The 16,848-nt window shown below is 69.9% G+C and carries 17 protein-coding genes and 1 pseudogene; 11 read left to right on the top strand and 7 right to left on the bottom strand.

What is annotated here, in order from left to right; genetic code table 11:
* The 4 genes and pseudogenes from JWR86_RS09680 to JWR86_RS09665 form a co-directional block, all read left to right on the top strand.
* Positions 1-548: pseudogene (locus JWR86_RS09680) on the top strand (DNA polymerase III subunit gamma/tau); the annotation flags it as partial.
* The gene (locus JWR86_RS09675) at positions 545-865 is read left to right on the top strand and encodes a YbaB/EbfC family nucleoid-associated protein (protein WP_299564270.1); all 321 of its coding nucleotides are present in this window, start codon (positions 545-547) and stop codon (positions 863-865) included. The pseudogene JWR86_RS09680 and the gene JWR86_RS09675, both read left to right, overlap by 4 nt.
* Positions 866-869: 4 nt before the next feature.
* Positions 870-1,475 (top strand): recombination mediator RecR, encoded by a 606-nt coding sequence (gene recR, locus JWR86_RS09670; protein ID WP_299564267.1) that lies wholly within the window; start codon positions 870-872, stop codon positions 1,473-1,475.
* A gap of 105 nt (positions 1,476-1,580) precedes the next feature.
* Positions 1,581-2,021, top strand: coding sequence for a translation initiation factor 2 (locus tag JWR86_RS09665; RefSeq protein WP_299564264.1), 441 nt, complete (start codon positions 1,581-1,583; stop codon positions 2,019-2,021).
* 42 nt (positions 2,022-2,063) lie between these two features.
* Here the strand turns inward: JWR86_RS09665 and JWR86_RS09660 are convergent, their stop codons facing one another.
* From JWR86_RS09660 to rpmH, 6 genes are all read right to left on the bottom strand, one after another.
* Positions 2,064-3,680, bottom strand: a complete 1,617-nt coding sequence (locus JWR86_RS09660; protein ID WP_299564261.1) for an acyl-CoA synthetase — start codon at positions 3,678-3,680, stop codon at positions 2,064-2,066.
* Between the two features lie 40 nt (positions 3,681-3,720).
* On the bottom strand, positions 3,721-4,107 hold the full coding sequence (locus JWR86_RS09655; protein WP_299564258.1) for a DUF423 domain-containing protein: 387 nt from the start codon (positions 4,105-4,107) through the stop codon (positions 3,721-3,723).
* Complete coding sequence (gene yihA, locus JWR86_RS09650; protein ID WP_299564255.1) at positions 4,104-4,769, bottom strand: ribosome biogenesis GTP-binding protein YihA/YsxC; 666 nt, start codon at positions 4,767-4,769, stop codon at positions 4,104-4,106. Before yihA ends, JWR86_RS09655 begins: the two co-directional genes overlap by 4 nt.
* A gap of 89 nt (positions 4,770-4,858) precedes the next feature.
* A complete protein-coding gene (gene yidC / locus JWR86_RS09645) occupies positions 4,859-6,685 on the bottom strand; it encodes a membrane protein insertase YidC (protein ID WP_299564252.1) in 1,827 nt (608 codons plus the stop codon).
* Between the two features lie 8 nt (positions 6,686-6,693).
* Positions 6,694-7,092: a ribonuclease P protein component gene (gene rnpA / locus JWR86_RS09640; RefSeq protein WP_299564249.1), complete on the bottom strand. Its 399-nt coding sequence runs from the start codon at positions 7,090-7,092 to the stop codon at positions 6,694-6,696.
* 16 nt (positions 7,093-7,108) lie between these two features.
* Positions 7,109-7,243: a 50S ribosomal protein L34 gene (gene rpmH, locus JWR86_RS09635; RefSeq protein ID WP_299564244.1), complete on the bottom strand. Its 135-nt coding sequence runs from the start codon at positions 7,241-7,243 to the stop codon at positions 7,109-7,111.
* Between the two features lie 239 nt (positions 7,244-7,482).
* On the opposite strand from rpmH, the gene JWR86_RS09630 reads away from it, so the two are divergent.
* Both JWR86_RS09630 and JWR86_RS09625 read left to right on the top strand, forming a co-directional pair.
* Positions 7,483-7,905, top strand: a complete 423-nt coding sequence (locus JWR86_RS09630; RefSeq protein ID WP_299564241.1) for an EVE domain-containing protein — start codon at positions 7,483-7,485, stop codon at positions 7,903-7,905.
* A gap of 49 nt (positions 7,906-7,954) precedes the next feature.
* Positions 7,955-8,257 carry a hypothetical protein gene (locus tag JWR86_RS09625; protein ID WP_299564238.1) on the top strand — a complete coding sequence of 101 codons (303 nt, stop codon included), beginning with the start codon at positions 7,955-7,957 and terminating at the stop codon, positions 8,255-8,257.
* A 5-nt stretch (positions 8,258-8,262) separates the two neighbouring features.
* Here JWR86_RS09625 and JWR86_RS09620 read toward each other — a convergent pair whose 3' ends face one another.
* Positions 8,263-9,471 carry a Zn-dependent hydrolase gene (locus JWR86_RS09620; protein WP_299564235.1) on the bottom strand — a complete coding sequence of 403 codons (1,209 nt, stop codon included), beginning with the start codon at positions 9,469-9,471 and terminating at the stop codon, positions 8,263-8,265.
* Between the two features lie 143 nt (positions 9,472-9,614).
* Here JWR86_RS09620 and acs point away from each other — a divergent pair, with 143 nt between their 5' ends.
* The 5 genes from acs (at position 9,615) to glmM (ending at position 16,834) form a co-directional block, all read left to right on the top strand.
* A complete protein-coding gene (acs, locus tag JWR86_RS09615; RefSeq protein ID WP_299564233.1) occupies positions 9,615-11,579 on the top strand; it encodes an acetate--CoA ligase in 1,965 nt (654 codons plus the stop codon).
* 106 nt (positions 11,580-11,685) lie between these two features.
* Complete coding sequence (locus JWR86_RS09610; protein ID WP_299564230.1) at positions 11,686-12,720, top strand: putative sulfate exporter family transporter; 1,035 nt, start codon at positions 11,686-11,688, stop codon at positions 12,718-12,720.
* Positions 12,721-12,826: 106 nt separating this feature from the next.
* The gene (locus JWR86_RS09605) at positions 12,827-14,260 is read left to right on the top strand and encodes an NAD-dependent succinate-semialdehyde dehydrogenase (protein WP_299564227.1); all 1,434 of its coding nucleotides are present in this window, start codon (positions 12,827-12,829) and stop codon (positions 14,258-14,260) included.
* The gene (locus tag JWR86_RS09600) at positions 14,257-15,363 is read left to right on the top strand and encodes an alanine racemase (protein WP_299564224.1); all 1,107 of its coding nucleotides are present in this window, start codon (positions 14,257-14,259) and stop codon (positions 15,361-15,363) included. The genes JWR86_RS09605 and JWR86_RS09600 overlap by 4 nt, the downstream gene beginning before the upstream one ends.
* 130 nt (positions 15,364-15,493) lie before the next feature.
* Positions 15,494-16,834 carry a phosphoglucosamine mutase gene (gene glmM / locus JWR86_RS09595; RefSeq protein ID WP_299564222.1) on the top strand — a complete coding sequence of 447 codons (1,341 nt, stop codon included), beginning with the start codon at positions 15,494-15,496 and terminating at the stop codon, positions 16,832-16,834.
* Positions 16,835-16,848 lie beyond the last annotated feature (14 nt).

Raw genomic sequence — 16,848 nt, 5'->3', positions numbered from 1 at the left:
GGGGCGGCGGTGGCGGCGGTGGCGGCGGCGCCCTGGCCCGCGCCTTTCAGGCCCCGCGGCCCGAGCCCGAGACCGTGGCGTCCGCGCCCGAGCCGGCCCGGCCGGTGGTGCTGCGGCGCTTCGAGGATGTGGTCGCCATGGCGGGCGAGCGCCGCGACATCCGGCTCAAGGGCGCGCTTGAGCGCGATGTGCGGCTGGTCAGCTTCGAGGAAGGCCGGATCGAGATCGCGCTCGCCGACGGCGCCTCCCGGTCCATTCCGACCGATCTCGCCCGCGCCCTGCGGGATTGGACGGACCGGCAATGGTTCGTGAGCCTGTCGGCCGAGGACGCGCCCGCGGCCCCGACCATCTTCGAGGAGCGGCGGCGGCGGGACGAGGAGCGCCGGCACGGCGCCTCGGAGCACCCGCTCGTCCAGGCCGTGCTGAAGAGCTTTCCAGGAGCGCAGATTGTTGACGTGCGGGAGCGCCTGCCCGAACCGGAGCCGGAGGTGCTGACCGCGCCCGATCCGGACGAGGCGGGCGGCGCCCCAGAGGAGGACCAGGCATGAAAGACATCATGGGGCTGATGAAGCAGGCGCAGGGCCTGCAGCAGAAGATGCAGGACGCCCAGGCCGAGCTCGAGACCCTGCAGGTGGAAGGAGCGGCCGGCGGCGGCATGGTCCGGGTCGTCTCCACGGCCAAGGGGCAGGTGAAGTCGCTCCACCTCGATCCGTCGCTGCTGGTCCCGGAGGAGGCCGAGATCCTGGAGGACCTCATCGTCGCCGCCCTGAACGACGCGCGCGGAAAGGGCGAGCGGCTTGTGGCGGAGCGGATGCAGCAGCTCACCGCCGGTCTGCCGCTGCCGCCCGGCCTGAAGCTGTTCTGACGGCATGGCCCAGGCCACGGCCGGGCCGGAGATCGAGCGTCTGGTCCAGCTCCTGGCGCGGCTGCCGGGTTTCGGCCCGCGCTCGGCCCGGCGCGCCGCGCTCCATCTGATCGGCCGCCGCGAGCAGCTTCTGTCGCCCCTGGCGGACGCCATGCGGGTCGCCGCCGACCGCATCGTGGTCTGCGGCGCGTGCGGCAACCTCGACACCAGCGACCCCTGCACGGTGTGCCGCGACCCCGGCCGCGACACCTCCATCGTGGTCGTGGTGGAGGGCGTGTCCGACCTCTGGGCGCTGGAGCGGGCCGGCGCGCTCCGGGCCGCCTACCACGTGCTGGGCGGCGTGCTGTCGCCGCTGGACGGCGTGCGGCCGGAACACCTGTCGCTGGACGGGCTGGTAGCCCGCGCCTCCCGGCCGGACACCCGCGAGCTGATCCTCGCGCTCAACGCCACGGTCGATGGCCAGACCACCGCGCATTACATCACGGACCTGGTTGCCCACCTGCCCGTGAAGGTGACGCGGCTCGCCCACGGCGTGCCGATCGGCGGCGAACTCGACTACCTGGACGAGGGCACGCTGCAGGCCGCCCTGCGGCAGCGCACCGCCATGTGAGCGCAACAGGCGCCGGCGGGCCATCCGACGCTGGCGCCCCTGTCCTCACGTGGTTAAGCTTTGCTTGAGCGTTGCCGAAGAGCAGCCTCGTTGGAGGCTGCGCTCATGGTTCGGTTCTGTGTGGTCGGCGTGCTGGCCGTCGGTCTCTCGGGCTGTGGCAGCATCGTCAGGGGAACGTCCGAGCAGGTGGCCTTCGTCACCGACCCGCCCGGGGCAACCATGGTCACCACGTCCCGATATGCCTGCCCGGCAACGCCGTGCTCTCTCGAGGTCGAGAGAACCGACGAGTTCGACGTGACCTTCGCCAAGCCGGGGTTCGAATCCCAGGTTGTCCCGGTCCGCACGCGCGTCGTGGGGGCGGGCGCGGCCGGGATGGCCGGCAACATTCTGCTCGGTGGGATCATCGGCATCGGCGTGGACGCGGCGACCGGCGCCGCCATGGATCACGTGCCCAATCCCGTGGTCGCCACCCTCGTCCCGCTGCGGCAGCCCGACCGCAAGCCAGCCGTGCGACGGCGACGCGCCCCCGCGGCGCCGGCCACCTGAGGCCAAGCCGGCTCGGCCGCGGGCGGGCCATCCCCGCCCCGGCTACATCTCCCGCGCGATCTCTCGCAGGCGGAATTTCTGCACCTTGCCGGTGGAGGTCTTCGGCAGCTCGGTGAAGACGAGGTGGCGGGGCGCCTTGTAGTGGGCGAGGTGCTGGCGGCACCAGCCGATGAGTTCCTCGGCCGAGACCATCTCCGAGCCCTTCAGCTCCACAAAGGCGATCGGCGTCTCGCCCCATTTCTCGTCGGGCTTGGCCACGACAGCTGCGGCCGCGACGGCCGGATGGCGATACAGCGCCTCCTCAACCTCGATCGACGAGATGTTCTCGCCCCCCGAGATGATGATGTCCTTGGAGCGGTCCTTGAGCTGCACGTAGCCGTCCGGGTGTTTCACGCCGAGGTCGCCCGAGTGGAACCAGCCGCCCGCGAAGGCCGCGGCCGAGGCCTTGGGATTCTTGAGGTAGCCCTTCATGACGAGGTTGCCGCGCATCATGACCTCGCCCATCGTTTGCCCGTCGGCCGGGACGGCCTCCAGGGTCTCCGGGTCCAGCACGTCGAGCCCTTCGAGCGTCACGTAGCGGATCCCCTGCCGGGCCTTGCGGGCCGCCTGTTCGGGACCCGGCAAGGCGTCCCAGGCGTCGTCCCACTCGTTCACCACCGAGGGGCCGTAGGTCTCGGTGAGACCGTAGACGTGGGTGACGTCGAACCCGGCCTCCCGCATGGCCGCCAGAACGGCCTCGGGGGGCGGCGCCGCGGCGGTCAGAAACGAGACGCGGCCGGGCAGCGGCTTGCGGTCCGCGGCCGAGGCCCCGAGCAGCGTCGACATCACGATGGGAGCGCCGCACATATGCGTCACCCCGTGCTCGGCGATGAGCGAGAAGATCGCCCCCGCCCTCACCTGCCGGAGGCAGACATGCGTTCCGGCCAGAACCGAGATGGTCCAGGGAAAGGACCAGCCGTTGCAGTGGAACATCGGCAAGGTCCAGAGGTAGACCGGAGCCCGGTTCATGTTGCCGGCGAAGACGTTGCCGAGCGCGGACAGGTAGGCGCCGCGATGGTGGGTCACCACGCCCTTCGGATCGCCCGTGGTGCCCGAGGTGTAGTTCAGCGCGATGGCGTCCCACTCGTCGGGCGGGGGCGACCAGGCGAAGTCCGGGTCGCCCTCGGCCAGGAAGCTTTCGTAGTCGAGGGCGCCAAGCGGCTCGCCCGCACCCGTGAATTCCGGGTCGTCCACGTCGATGACGAACGGCCGGGACTTGGCCAGCGCCAGCGCGGCCCGCATCAGGCCCGCATATTCGCGGTCCACCAGGAGGACCTTGGCCTCGCCGTGGTCGAGCGAAAAGGCCAGCACGGCCGCGTCCAGCCGCGTGTTCAGCGCGTTGAGGACCGCGCCCAGCATTGGCACGCCGTAATGGCATTCCAGCATGGCGGGCGTGTTCGGCAGCATGGCCGCCACGGTGTCGCCGCGCCCGATTCCCCGCCGGGCCAGGGCCGAGGCGAGGCGGCGTGAGCGCCCGTAGAACTCGGCATAGGACCGCCGGATGCCGCCATGGACGATGGCGATGCGATCAGGAAAGGTCGAGGCCGCCCGTTCGAGGAGGCCGACCGGCGTCAGCTGCTGGAAATTGGCCGGATTGCGGTCGAGGTCGCGATCGTACACCCGGGATCCTCCCTTCGGGACGCGGCGCTCTGCGGCGCGGCTAGGTCCCGTCCCTGTGCCGGCCCGCCAGCGCCGCCGCAAGGGCCAGCGCGAGCCAGCCGGCGATCAGCGCCAACCCGCCGGCCGGCGCGGTCCAGCGGAGCAGGCCGCCGCCGGTCAGCCCCCGCAGCGTGAGATCGCCGCAGAACAGCACCAGCCCGATCGCCAGCAGCGCCGCGGCGGTGCAGCCCGCGGCGCGGTGCAGCAGCCCGAGATGGAGGAGAATGGCGAGGGCCAGCAGCGCCGGCGCGTGCAGCAGCAGGAACCGGGCCGCGGTGTCGAGGCTGCCGGGAGCCGCGTGTGCGGCGACGGCTGACATCACGACCCCGAGCCCGCCGGCAAGGGCGGCTGCGACCAGCAGCGCCCGCACCGGCGCCGCGACGCTCACAGGCTGTTGCGCTCCGAGAGGAGCTGGGCGACGTCGGCCCGCAATTCGGCGACGCCGAGCCCCGAGCGGCTGGAGGTCGGGCGGATCAGCGGAAAGGCGGCGGGGCGCCGGGCCAGGGCCGCGGCCGTGTCGGCCACGCGCCGCTCGAGTTCGGCCGCCTTGGGTTCGTCCGCCTTGGTGAGCACCACCTGATACGACACCGCCGCCACATCGAGGAGCTTCAGCACCTCGAGGTCGAGCTCCTTCAGGCCGTGGCGGGAATCCACCAAAACATAGACCCGGGCCAGGTTGGCGCGCCCGCGCAGATAGGCCCGAATCAGCCGCGTCCAGCCCGCGACCTTCTCCTTGGCGGCAGCCGCGTAGCCGTAGCCCGGCATGTCCACCATGGTGAGCCGGCCGCCCAGGTCGAAGAAGTTGAGCTGCTGGGTTCGGCCGGGGGTATGCGAGGTGCGGGCGAGCGTCTTGCGCCCGGTCAGCGCGTTGACCAGGCTCGACTTGCCGACGTTGGAGCGTCCCGCGAAGGCGATCTCCACCCCGCCCATGGGCGGCAGGTTGTCGGCCCGGCTCGCGGCCCAGATGAACTCGGCCTCGGCCGCGAACAGCTTGCGGCCGGCTTCGAACACCGCCTCGTCGTGAAGTGCAGGCTCATCCATGGGTGTCATGGCCGGGTTCGCCCCCGCCGTCCGATGCGGGTTGAGCCCCGCGGCGCCGCGATGAACATGGCCGGGTCACGCCCGGCCACGCCGAACCGTCAGCTCTTGGCCGGAGCCGGTTTCTTCGCGAAGAGGCCCCGCAGGTTGTCCCACAGTTCCACCTTCACGCCGTTGCGCCGCATGATGACGTATTGCTGCGTGACCGACAGCAGGTTGTTCCAGGCCCAGTAGATCACCAGACCGGCCGGGAACGAGGCCAGCATGAAGGTGAAGATGAGCGGCATCCAGGCGAACATCGCCTTCTGGACCGGATCCGGCGGCTCCGGATTCATCTTCATCTGCAGGAACATCGTGATGCCCATGATGATGGGCCAGATGCCGATATGCAGGAATTCCGGCACGGCGAAGGGCAGCAGGCCGAACAGGTTGAAGATGGAGGTCGGATCCGGCGCCGCGAGGTCGCGAATCCAGCCGAAGAACGGCGCGTGCCGCATCTCGATGGTGACGAACAGCACCTTGTAGAGCGCAAAGAACACCGGAATCTGGATCAGGATGGGCCAGCAGCCCGCCACCGGATTGATCTTGTCGCGCTTGTAGAGCGCCATCATCTCCTGTTGCTGCTTGACCTTGTCGTCCTTGAAGCGCTCCCGGATGGCGACCATCTCGGGCTGCACGGCCTTCATCTTGGCCATCGAGACGTAGGATCGGTTGGCCAGGGGCAGGAAGAAGCCCTTCAGGATGACGGTCACGATCAGGATCGAGACGCCGAAATTGCCGAACAGGCGGAAGAAGAAATCCAGCGCCTTAAACATCGGCTTGGTGATGAAATAGAACCATCCCCAGTCGATCATCAGATCGAACTTCTTGATGCCCAGCGCACGCTCATAGGCGTCGATCTGCTGGGTCTCCTTGGCGCCGGCAAACAGGCGGCGGGTCACCTCGACGGTGGCGCCGGGCGCGACCGTGCGGGCGTCCGACAGCACGTTCGCCTGGTAGGTGAAGGCCGTGCCTTCCTGCCGGGAGGTGAAGCTGCCCTGATAGGGCGTGGCCTGGTCCGGCACCACGGCGGCGGCCCAGTACTTGTCGGTGATGCCCAGGAAGCCGCCGACGGCCCCGTTCCACACCTTGCCGCGGGTCGACTGGCCCGGAATGGGGGTTTCCTTGTCCAGCGTGGCGTAGCCGTATTCCTGCAGGCCCTGGTCGCCGACGACCCCGATCAGGCCCTCGTGCAGCACGTAATAGCCCTGCGTCGGCGGCTTGCCGTGGCGGGAGACGAGCCCATACGGGTGCAGCGTCGCGGGCTCCTGGCCCTTGTTCTCGACCGTGTCCTGCACGGTGAACATGAACTTGTCGTCCACCTCCAGCCGGCGCCGGAACAGGAGACCGGCCCCGTTGTCGGCGGTCAGCGTGACGGGCCGTTCGGGGGTGAGGACGTCGGAATCGGCGGTCCAGACCGTGTCCAGGGTCGGCGCGCCCGGCCCGACCCAGCCGAATTCGGCATAGTAGGGAGTCGGGCTGCCCGACGGAGACAGCAGGACGATGCGGGGCGATTTCGGGTCGACCGTCTCGTGGTAGCCCTTCAGAGCAACGTCGTCGACGCGCCCGCCTTTGAGCGAGATGGAGCCGGACAGCGCCGGGGTCTCGAGCCGGATCCGGGGCGTGCGGGCCAGCGCCGCCTCGCGGGTCTCGACGGCCGGAACGTTGGAGGCAGTGCCCGGAACGGTGCCGGGATTGGGCGTGGAGGGCTGGCCCTCGCGCGGGGACGGGCTCGGCACCGTCGGGTTGTCCGCCTGGCCGGCCACGGTCGGCTGCGCCTGGCGCTGCCGTTCGAGCTGAGGCGCGCCGACGAAGTAGTTCCAGCCGATCAGGACCGCCACGGAGAGCGCGATCGCCAGGATCAGGTTCTTGTTGTCGGTGTTCAGCATGGGGCCAGTCAGGTGGAGGAGCGCCCTCGCGCGTCCCGGCCGGACCCGGATCGGGTCACGGCTTCCAGCGCTCGGGCAAGATCCTCGAGAAGGAGAGGGAACGGCGCCGACAGGGCTTCGCGGCGGCCGATCAGGACGACATCAACGGGCTCGGCGAGATGCCGCCCTGCAGCCTCGGCCGCGGCCGCCCGAAGCCGCCGGCGGATACGGTTCCGCTCGGTCGCGTGGCCGACCTTGCGGGTCAAGGTAAAGCCGATCCTCAGCCCGGAGGCTGTCCCGTCATCCGCCTCGCGTCGCCGTCCCTGGGCCGTGACGCGGCCCGTATGGAAGCGGCGACCGCGCGCGGCCTGCAGGAAATCCTGGCGCTTGAGGAGGCGCCCCCGCGCCGGAATGGGTCCGACGCGCAAGGCGCGCCCCAAAAGCTCAGGCCGACAGGCGCTTACGGCCGCGGGCGCGTCGGGCCGCGATGACCCTGCGGCCGCCAACCGTCGCCATTCTGGCGCGGTAGCCGTGGCGACGCTTGCGCACGAGCTTCGACGGTTGATAGGTCCTCTTCACGGCTCATCTCCGGTCGCGTGTCCGGGCAGGCACTCCCGACCGCATTGTGGTGCTGCTGGCGTGGTCTGAATAACCGGCGGGCGCCTGCGCGGCGCCTTTTCGCGTGGGCGGCTTATAGGTGTGCCGCGCCGGAGAAGTCAAACCTTGTCGGCGGGACCGGATGGCGCATGCCGCGGGCGGTCGCGATTGAGCCGGGAGCCGAAACATGCATGGTCCGGCGCCCCAACCGGAGGAGCCTCGTGCCGTACTGGCTGTACAAGTCGGAGCCGTCGTCCTGGTCGTGGCAGCAGCAGGTTGCGGCCGGCCCGGACGGCACGCCCTGGAACGGCGTCCGCAACCATTCGGCCAAGCTTCACCTCCAGGCCATGCAGGTCGGTGACCGGGGCTTCTTCTACCATTCCAATGACGGCCGGGCGGTTGTCGGGGTGGTGGAGGTGATCCGCCCCTATTACCCGGACGGCACCGACCCGAGCGGCCGCTTCGGCATGGTGGACGTGAAGGCCGTCGAAGAGCTGCCCAGAGCCGTGACGCTGGACGCGATCAAGGCCGAGCCGGGTCTCGCCGAGATGGTGCTGGTCAAGAACTCCCGCCTGTCCGTGCAGCCGGTGACGGCGGCCGAGTGGCAGATCGTGCGGCGCCTGGGCGGGCTCACGGCCGACTGAGCGAACCAGCTCGCCGGCCGGACGTTCTCTGGGAAACCGGAGCGCTCCGATGATCCGATTCCTGGTTCCCATCCTGCTGGCCGGCACGTGGCTCCTGGCCGGCCCGGCGCGGGCGCAAGCCACGCCGCCGGCCGGGAGCGGGCTATCCTCCTCCTCCGGCTCCGGTCCGGCCGCCCCGCTTCCGAACGCCACGGCCGGGGCCCGCGACCGCACGGGCGGGACCACCGCCGTGGGCCGGACCAAGCCGCCCGGCTCTCCCGTGGGCGACCGGGCCGGCACCACGCCCGAGCTGGACCGCAAGAGCCAGGCGCTGGACCGTCAGATCACCCGAGGCATCTGCAAGGGCTGCTGAAGGCGCTAGGCGGCTTCGAGCGCCGCCGCGACGGCATGGCAATAGACCTCGGCTCCGAGCACGATGTCCTCGTCCGCGGTGTTTTCGGACCAATGGTGGCTGATGCCGCCGATGGACGGCACGAACATCATGGCGGCCGGCATGACGCGGGCGAGATATTGTGCATCGTGGCCCGCGCCGCTCGGCATCCGGACGGAACAGCCGGGCCTGAGGCGCTCGGCCGCCGCGGCGATCAGGCTCTGCAGCCCCTCATCCATGAGGGCGGGCCGGCTCTGGCCCAAGACCTCGATCTCCATCGGGCACGGCCCGTGGGCGCTCGCCTCGGCGACGAGCCGGCGCAGTTCCGCGTCGAGCCGATCCAGAACCGCCGGGTTGGCATCCCGGAACTGGAACAGCATGGACGCCTTCCCCGGAATGATGGAGGGCGCGCCGGGCTCGAGCGTGATGCGGCCCGTGGTCCAGACGCTGGCGGGGCCGGCCAGATCCGGAAACCTCCGGTCGATCTCGCCGAGCAGCCGCACCAGGGCGAGGCCGGCATCGCGCCGGCGCGCCATGGAGGTCGTGCCGGCATGGTTCTGCTCGCCGGTCGCGGATACGCGGTATTGCCAGATCGCCACGATGGCCGTGACCACGCCGATCTTGAGGCCGGATTGTTCGAGGTTGGCACCCTGCTCGATATGGGCCTCGACGAAACCCCGGTAGCGGCCGGGCTCCACCTGCCGCCGGGCCACGCCCGCGAGGCCGGCCCTCGCCAGAGCGTCGCGCAGCGGCGTGCCGTCGTAGCGGTTGGCCAGGCGGTCGATCTCGGCCTCCTCGAGCAGGCCCGTGAAGGAGCGCGACCCGATGAAGGAGCCGAAATGGCCCTCCTCGTCGCACCACGCAGCAACGTCGACGCCGCGCCCGATGGCGCGCGCCGCCTCCAGCGCGAAGACCATGCCGAGCGCCCCGTCGAGCCAGCCGGCGTGGTTCTGGCTCTCCAGGTGCGAGCCGGTCAGGATCTTGGGGCCGGGGCCCGGGCACAGACCATAGACATTGCCGATGCCATCGATGGAGCTGTCGAGCCCCGCCTCCGAGAGCTTGCCGGCGAACCAGCGCCGCGCCGCCACGTCCTCGTCCGAAAAGGTCGGCCGGTGCACGCCCGTCTTGTAGGGGCCGAAACGGGCGAGCTCCCGCAGATCGGACAGGACGCGGTTCGGGTCGACGGAGAGACGCATGGATCTGTCCTGAGTGGCGCGCCACCGTAGAGGAAAGCCCCGCAACGACGAAAGTCGTTCCCGCGCGCCTTGCGGGCGCAAAACCGCTTCCGCTACACCCTGCCCGAGGATCGCCTGCAACGGCGCCACGGGAGGGGCCTGCCATGGACGTGAAGCTCTACGACGTCGCGCCGGATGCGGCAGCGCGCGCCCTCGTCGACGACCGCACGTACCGGGCGATGTACGAGGCCTCCGTGGCGGACCCGGAGACGTTCTGGTTCGAGCATGGCAACCGCATCGAGTGGTTCACCACCTACACACAGGTGAAGAACACCTCGTTCGGCGGGCCGGACGGAACGGGCGACGTGTCCATCCGGTGGTTCGAGGATGGCATCACCAACGTCGCCCATAACTGCATCGATCGCCACCTCGAGGAGCGGGGCGACCAGGTGGCGATCATCTGGGAGGGCGACGACCCAAACGTCTCCAAGCACATCACGTATCGCGAGCTGCACGCCGAGGTGTGCCGCATGGCGAACGTGCTCCGTAATCGCGGCGTCGAGAAGGGCTCGACCGTCACGATCTACATGCCGATGATCCCGGAAGCCGCCTACGCGATGCTGGCCTGCGCGCGGCTGGGCGCGATCCATTCCGTGGTGTTTGGCGGCTTCTCGCCCGATGCGCTTGCCGACCGCATCCAGGGCTGTGCCTCCCGCATGGTCATCACCGCGGATGAAGGGCTGCGGGGCGGCCGCTCGGTGCCGCTGAAGGCCAATGTCGACGCCGCCATCGCCAAGGTCGGCGAGGTCGATCACGTGCTGGTGGTGCGCCGCACGGGCGGCAAGGTCGACATGGTGCCGGGCCGGGACGTCTATCTCGATCAGGCGGTCGAGCAGGTCACCGACGAGTGCCCCTGCGAGCCGATGAACGCGGAAGATCCGCTCTTCATCCTCTATACGTCGGGGTCGACCGGGAAGCCCAAGGGCGTGCTGCACACGACGGGCGGCTACCTGGTCTTCGCCTCGATGACGCACCAATACGTCTTCGATTACCACGACGGCGACGTGTACTGGTGCACGGCCGATGTGGGCTGGGTCACCGGCCATTCCTACATCCTGTACGGACCGCTCGCGAACGGGGCCACGACCCTGATGTTCGAGGGCATCCCGACCTACCCGACCGTGTCCCGCTTCTGGGAGGTGGTCGACAAGCACAAGGTCAACATCTTCTACACCGCCCCGACCGCGATCCGGGCCCTGATGGGCGCCGGAGAGGAGGCCGTGCGCAAGACGTCGCGGGCCTCGCTCCGGCTGCTCGGCTCGGTCGGCGAGCCGATCAACCCGGAAGCCTGGGAATGGTATCACCGTGTCGTCGGCGACGGCCGCTGCCCGGTTGTGGACACCTGGTGGCAGACCGAGACGGGCGGCATCATGATCACGCCGCTGCCGGGCGCCACCAAGCTGAAGCCCGGCTCGGCGACGCGCCCGTTCTTCGGCATCGTGCCGCAGGTCGTGGATGCCGAAGGCAAGGTGCAGGAGGGCGCCTGCGAAGGGAACCTCGTCATCGCCGAGAGCTGGCCTGGCCAGATGCGGACCGTCTTCGGCGACCACCAGCGCTTCATCGAGACCTACTTCTCCGCCTACAAGGGCAAGTATTTCACCGGCGACGGCTGCCGCCGGGATGCGGACGGCTATTACTGGATCACCGGGCGGGTCGACGACGTCATCAACGTGTCCGGGCACCGCATGGGCACGGCCGAGGTGGAATCGGCGCTCGTCGCCCACCCCAAGGTGTCGGAGGCGGCGGTGGTTGGCTATCCGCACGACATCAAGGGCCAGGGCATCTACGCCTATGTCACGCTGATGTCCGGCGAGGCCTCCTCCGACGCGCTCAGGAGGGAACTCGTGGCCTGGGTCCGCAAGGAGATCGGGCCGATCGCCTCCCCGGATCTGATCCAGTTCGCGCCCGGCCTGCCCAAGACGCGCTCGGGCAAGATCATGCGGCGCATCCTGCGCAAGATCGCCGAGGACGAGTTCAGCAACCTCGGCGACACCTCGACGCTCGCCGATCCGGCAGTCGTCGACGATCTGGTAGCGAACCGGCAGAACAGGGCCCGCACGGCGCCCTAGCCGCGGGTGATCCAACCGGCCGGGCCAAGTCCGGCCCGGAGCAGACGTGCAGCGCAGCGCGAAGTAACTCGACGTGACCGGGCGCGCCGGTTAGGCGGTCGGTAGCATGGTCTTCTCCAGCCCTCTGACCCGGCTCGCCCCCGGCGTCCTGCTCTGCGCCGGCCTCACGCTGCTGGCGCTCGCCCTGCAGCGGGTCGAGGAGGCGGCGATCGGCTTCCCGTATGTGGAGGCCCTGGTGCTGGCGATCCTGCTCGGCACGCTGGTGCGCACGTTCTGGAACCCCGGCCCGGCCTGGCGGGAGGGCATCGCCTTTTCGGCCAAGACCTTGCTGGAAGTCGCCGTGTTCCTGCTCGGCGCGTCCGTGTCCTTCGGACTGATCGCCTCCGCGGGGCTCGGCCTGCTGGTCGGGATCGCGGCCACCGTCGCGATCGTCATCCTGGCGAGCTACGGCGTGGGCCGGCTGCTCGGCCTCCCGCGCCGCATGGCGGTGCTGATCGCCTGCGGTAACTCCATTTGCGGCAATTCGGCCATCGCGGCCGTGGCGCCGGTGATCGGCGCCAAGCCGGACGAGGTCGCGTCCTCGATCGCCTTCACGGCCGTGCTCGGCGTCATCGTGGTGCTGGCCCTGCCGCTGCTGGTGCCGCTGCTCACCCTGACGGAAACGCAATACGGAGTGGTGGCGGGGCTCACCGTCTATGCCGTGCCGCAGGTTCTGGCGGCCACGGTGCCGGTCGGGCCCGTGGCGGTCCAGATTGGCACCGTCGTGAAGCTCGTCCGCGTGCTGATGCTGGGGCCGGTGGTGGTCGTGATGGCGCTGCTCGCGCCGCGCATCTCGGGCCAGGGCGGCGGCGCCGCGGCCGTCGCCAAGCAGGGCATCGGCCGCTTCGTGCCGTGGTTCATCGCCGGCTTCCTCCTGCTCGCCGGCCTGCGCTCGCTCGGGCTGATCCCCGACGCAATGACCGGCCCCGTGAACGTGGTGGCGCGCTTCCTCACCATCGTGTCCATGGCGGCGCTCGGGCTCGGCGTCGACGTCCGGGTGCTCGGCCGCGTCGGCCCGGCCGTGGTGGCGGCCGTCACCGTGTCCCTGCTGCTCTTGGTCGCCATCAGCCTCGGGCTCGTGCGTCTCCTGCAGGTCTCTTAGGTCGCGCCCTTGGACCGCCCTGCCCGCTTGCGGTAATCAGCATCCTGGCTGGGCTGGGCGCCCGGAACATCGCGGGCCGGGGGGGCCTGCCACGGAGCGAGACACCATGTATCCAGAGACCCGCCTCCACATCGCCGGGGAGTGGCGTGGCGCCCGTTCGGGCGAGACCCTGCCGATCATGAACCCGGCGACGGGCGAGGAGATCGGGCGGCTGCCGAAAGCCGGCATTGCCGATCTGGACGAGGCTCTGGCCGCGGCGGAACGCGGCTTCAAGATCTGGAAGGCCGTGTCCGCCTTCGAGCGCTCCAAAATCCTGCGCAAGGCCGCCGACCTCCTGCGCGCGCGCGTGGATGAGATCGCCCGCACCATGACCATCGAACAAGGCAAGCCGCTTGCCGAATCCAAGGGCGAGACGCTGGCCGCGGCCGACACCATCGACTGGTTTGCCGAGGAGGCGCGCCGCGCCTATGGCCGCGTGATTCCGGCCCGGGCCGACGGCGTGCTGCAGATCGTCGTGCGCGAGCCGGTCGGGCCGGTGGCGGCCTTTACGCCCTGGAACTTCCCGATCAACCAGGCGGTCCGCAAGGTCTCGGCCTCGCTGGCGACCGGCTGCTCGGTGATCCTGAAGGGCCCGGAGGAGACCCCCGGGAGCTGTGCGGCGCTGATCCAGACCTATCTCGACGCCGGCGTGCCGGGCGACGTGCTCAGCCTCGTGTTCGGCGTGCCGGCCGAGATTTCGGGCTACCTCATTCCCCATCCGGTCATTCGCAAGGTGACGTTCACGGGCTCGACGCCGGTCGGCAAGCAGCTCGCCTCCCTGGCCGGCCTGCACATGAAGCGCGTCACCATGGAGCTCGGCGGGCACGCGCCGGCGATCGTGTTCCGCGACGCGGACGTGGACAAAGCCGTGAGCGTGCTGGTCGCCAACAAGTTCCGCAATGCCGGCCAAGTCTGCGTGTCCCCGACCCGCTTCCTGGTGCACGATTCCATTCTCGAGGACTTCACCGAGAAGTTTACGGCCGCGGCCAAGAAGCTGAAGGTCGGCGACGGGCTCGATCCCGCCACCCGCATGGGCCCGCTCGCGCATGACCGCCGCATCGGCGCCATCGAGGGCTTCGTGCAGGACGCCAAGCAGGCCGGCGCCGAGATCCGCACCGGCGGCAGCCGCATCGGCAACCAGGGCTATTTCTTCGAGCCCACAGTGCTGAGCAACGTGCCGCTCTCGGCCCGGATCATGAACGAGGAGCCTTTTGGCCCGGTGGCGGCCATCAACGGCTTCTCCGACGACGACGAGGCGCTGACCGAGGCCAACCGGCTCCCCTACGGGCTCGCGGCCTACGCCTATACCCGCTCCACCGAAACGGCCGAGCGGGCCGCCTCGCAGATCGAGTCCGGCATGGTGTCCATCAACCACCACGGCCTCGCCCTGCCGGAGGTGCCGTTCGGCGGCATCAAGGATTCGGGCTACGGCAGCGAGGGGGGTTCGGAGGCCATCGAAGCCTACCTGAACTCCAAGTTCGTGAGCCAGGCGCGAGCGTGACCGCCGCGACGGGCGAGCGCGCGACGACCGCGCTCGCCCACACCATCGCCCGCGAGTTCGGCACGCCCTGCGCCGTGGTCGACCTCGACCGGGTGGACGCGAACATCGCGCGCCTCCAGGCGCGCTGCGATGCGGCCGGAATCGCCAACCGACCGCATATCAAGACCCATAAGAGCCCGGAGATCGCCCGCCTACAGCGCCAGGCCGGGGCGGCGGGCATCACCTGCCAGAAGCTCGGCGAGGCCGAGATCTTCGCCGAGGCGGGCTTCCGCGACATCCTGATCAGCTACAACCTCCTCGGCGAGGAGAAGATCGCCCGGCTCGCCCGGCTCGCCAGGCGGGCCGACCCGATCGCCAGCGTGGACAATCCCGTCGCCGTGGAGGCGGCCGCGGAGGCAGCCCGTCGCGCCGGCCGCATCCTGCCGGTCGTGATCGAATGCGACACCGGCCGGAAACGGGCCGGCGTCGAGACGCCGGCGGAAGCGGTCGAGATCGCCCGGCTGATCCGGGACGCGGGCGGGCTCGAGATGGCCGGCTTCCTGCTCTATCCGCCCGAGGGCGGCGTCCCTGTCACGCAGCGCTTTCTCGACGAGGCCACGGCCGGCTGCCGGGATCTCGGGCTTCCGGCCCCTCGCATTGTGTCGACCGGCGGCACGCCGAATCTCGCTGATCTCGGCCGCATCGCCGGCACCACCGAGCACCGGGCCGGCACCTATGTCTTCAACGACCGCATGATGGTGGCTGCCGGGGCGGCCACGCTCGCCGATTGCGCGCTTACGGTGGTGGCGACTGTGGTCAGCCGGGGCGGGCCGACCCGCGGCATTCTGGATGCGGGGTCGAAGACCCTGTCGTCCGATACCGGCAAGCTCGACGGATTCGGCCTGATCCTGGAGCACCCCGAGGCCCGCATCCATGCCTTCGCCGAGGAGCACGGCTTTCTCGACCTCTCGGCCTGCGCCGCGCCGCCGCAGGTCGGCGACGTGGTCCGGGTGATCCCGAACCACGTCTGCGTGGTGGTCAACCTGCAGAACCGGCTCGTCGCGACCCGGGGCGGCCGGGTGGTCGGCGAGATCCCGGTCGCGGCCCGGGGCCGGATCAGCTAAGGGACGGCGTCGTCCAGACACCATCAATCCAGATTCCGCACGGTCTGTGAACCGGCGCGGGCTATCGTCAGGCGTATGGCTGCCGGCATCCCGCCCATGAGCGGTGGCAGGCAGCGGCGAGGGGGCCTCCATGAGGAAGTACTTCGGAACGGACGGCGTCCGTGGGCGGGCCAATGGCGTCATCACGCCCGAGCTGGCGCTCAAGATCGGGCAGGCGGCGGGCCTGCAATTCGTGCGCGGCAATCACCGGCACCGGGTGGTGATTGGCAAGGACACGCGTCTGTCGGGCTACATGATCGAGACCGCGCTGGTGGCCGGGTTCACCTCGGTCGGCATGGACGTGCTGCTGCTCGGCCCGATGCCGACGCCGGCCGTCGCCATGCTGACCCGCTCCATGCGGTGCGATCTCGGGGTCATGATCTCGGCCTCGCACAATCCCTACGAAGACAACGGCATCAAGATCTTCGGCCCGGACGGCTACAAGCTGTCGGACGAGACCGAGCAGGAGATCGAGGCGCTGCTGGACGGCGAGCTGACCTCGCGGCTGGCTCGGCCGGATTCGCTCGGCCGGGCCAAGCGCATCGAGTCGGTGCATGCCCGCTACATCGAGTTCGCCAAGCGCACGCTGCCCCGGCAGCTCGACCTGGAAGGGCTGCGCGTCGTGGTCGATTGCGCCAATGGCGCGGCCTACAAGGTCGCCCCGGAAACGCTCTGGGAGCTCGGCGCCGACGTGATCGCGATCGGGGTCGAGCCGGACGGCTTCAACATCAACCGCGACGTCGGATCGACGGCCCCGGCCGCGCTGATCGAGAAGGTGCGCGAGCGCCGCGCCGATATCGGCATTGCGCTCGACGGCGACGCCGACCGGGTGATCATCGTCGACGAGAAGGGCCGCCTGGTGGACGGCGACCAGCTCATGGCCGTGGTGGCCCGATCCTGGCGCGAGGACGGCCGCCTGACGCAGCCGGGCGTCGTGGCCACGATCATGTCAAACCTCGGCCTGGAGCGCTTTCTCGGCTCGATCGGGCTCGATCTCGTCCGCACGGCCGTGGGCGACCGCTACGTGCTCGAACACATGCGCGAGCACGGCTACAACCTCGGTGGCGAGCAATCCGGCCACATCATCCTGTCCGATTACATGACCACCGGCGACGGCCTGATCGCGGCGCTGCAACTCCTCTCCGTGGTGAAGCAGCTGAACAAGCCGGTCTCGGAAATCTGCCACTGTTTTGAGCCGTTGCCGCAGATCCTGAAGAATGTCCGCCACAGCGGCGGCCAGCCGCTGGCCGCCGACTCGGTCGTGACCGCGATCGCGGCGGGCCGGACGCGCCTGGGCAAGGAGGGCCGATTGGTGATCCGCGCCTCCGGAACCGAACCCGTCATCCGCGTGATGGCCGAAGGTGACGACCGGGCCCTGGTCAACGCCGTGGTGGACGATGTCGTGGATGCACTCTCGAAGGCAGCGGCCTGATCTCATCCACGAGA

The organism is Enterovirga sp. (assembly GCF_028290205.1).
Lineage (GTDB): Bacteria > Pseudomonadota > Alphaproteobacteria > Rhizobiales > Beijerinckiaceae > Enterovirga.
This window is presented reverse-complemented; position numbering and strand designations above follow the sequence as displayed.

Excerpts from the sequence above, each read along its gene's own strand:
- JWR86_RS09675 (WP_299564270.1), top strand. The coding sequence starts at position 545 with ATGAAAGACATCATGGGGCTGATGAAGCAGGCGCAGGGCCTGCAGCAG.
- recR (WP_299564267.1), top strand. The coding sequence starts at position 870 with ATGGCCCAGGCCACGGCCGGGCCGGAGATCGAGCGTCTGGTCCAGCTC.
- JWR86_RS09665 (WP_299564264.1), top strand. The coding sequence starts at position 1,581 with ATGGTTCGGTTCTGTGTGGTCGGCGTGCTGGCCGTCGGTCTCTCGGGC.
- yihA (WP_299564255.1), bottom strand. The coding sequence starts at position 4,769 with ATGACACCCATGGATGAGCCTGCACTTCACGACGAGGCGGTGTTCGAA.
- yidC (WP_299564252.1), bottom strand. The coding sequence starts at position 6,685 with ATGCTGAACACCGACAACAAGAACCTGATCCTGGCGATCGCGCTCTCC.
- JWR86_RS09625 (WP_299564238.1), top strand. The coding sequence starts at position 7,955 with ATGATCCGATTCCTGGTTCCCATCCTGCTGGCCGGCACGTGGCTCCTG.
- JWR86_RS09620 (WP_299564235.1), bottom strand. The coding sequence starts at position 9,471 with ATGCGTCTCTCCGTCGACCCGAACCGCGTCCTGTCCGATCTGCGGGAG.
- acs (WP_299564233.1), top strand. The coding sequence starts at position 9,615 with ATGGACGTGAAGCTCTACGACGTCGCGCCGGATGCGGCAGCGCGCGCC.
- JWR86_RS09610 (WP_299564230.1), top strand. The coding sequence starts at position 11,686 with ATGGTCTTCTCCAGCCCTCTGACCCGGCTCGCCCCCGGCGTCCTGCTC.
- JWR86_RS09605 (WP_299564227.1), top strand. The coding sequence starts at position 12,827 with ATGTATCCAGAGACCCGCCTCCACATCGCCGGGGAGTGGCGTGGCGCC.
- glmM (WP_299564222.1), top strand. The coding sequence starts at position 15,494 with ATGAGGAAGTACTTCGGAACGGACGGCGTCCGTGGGCGGGCCAATGGC.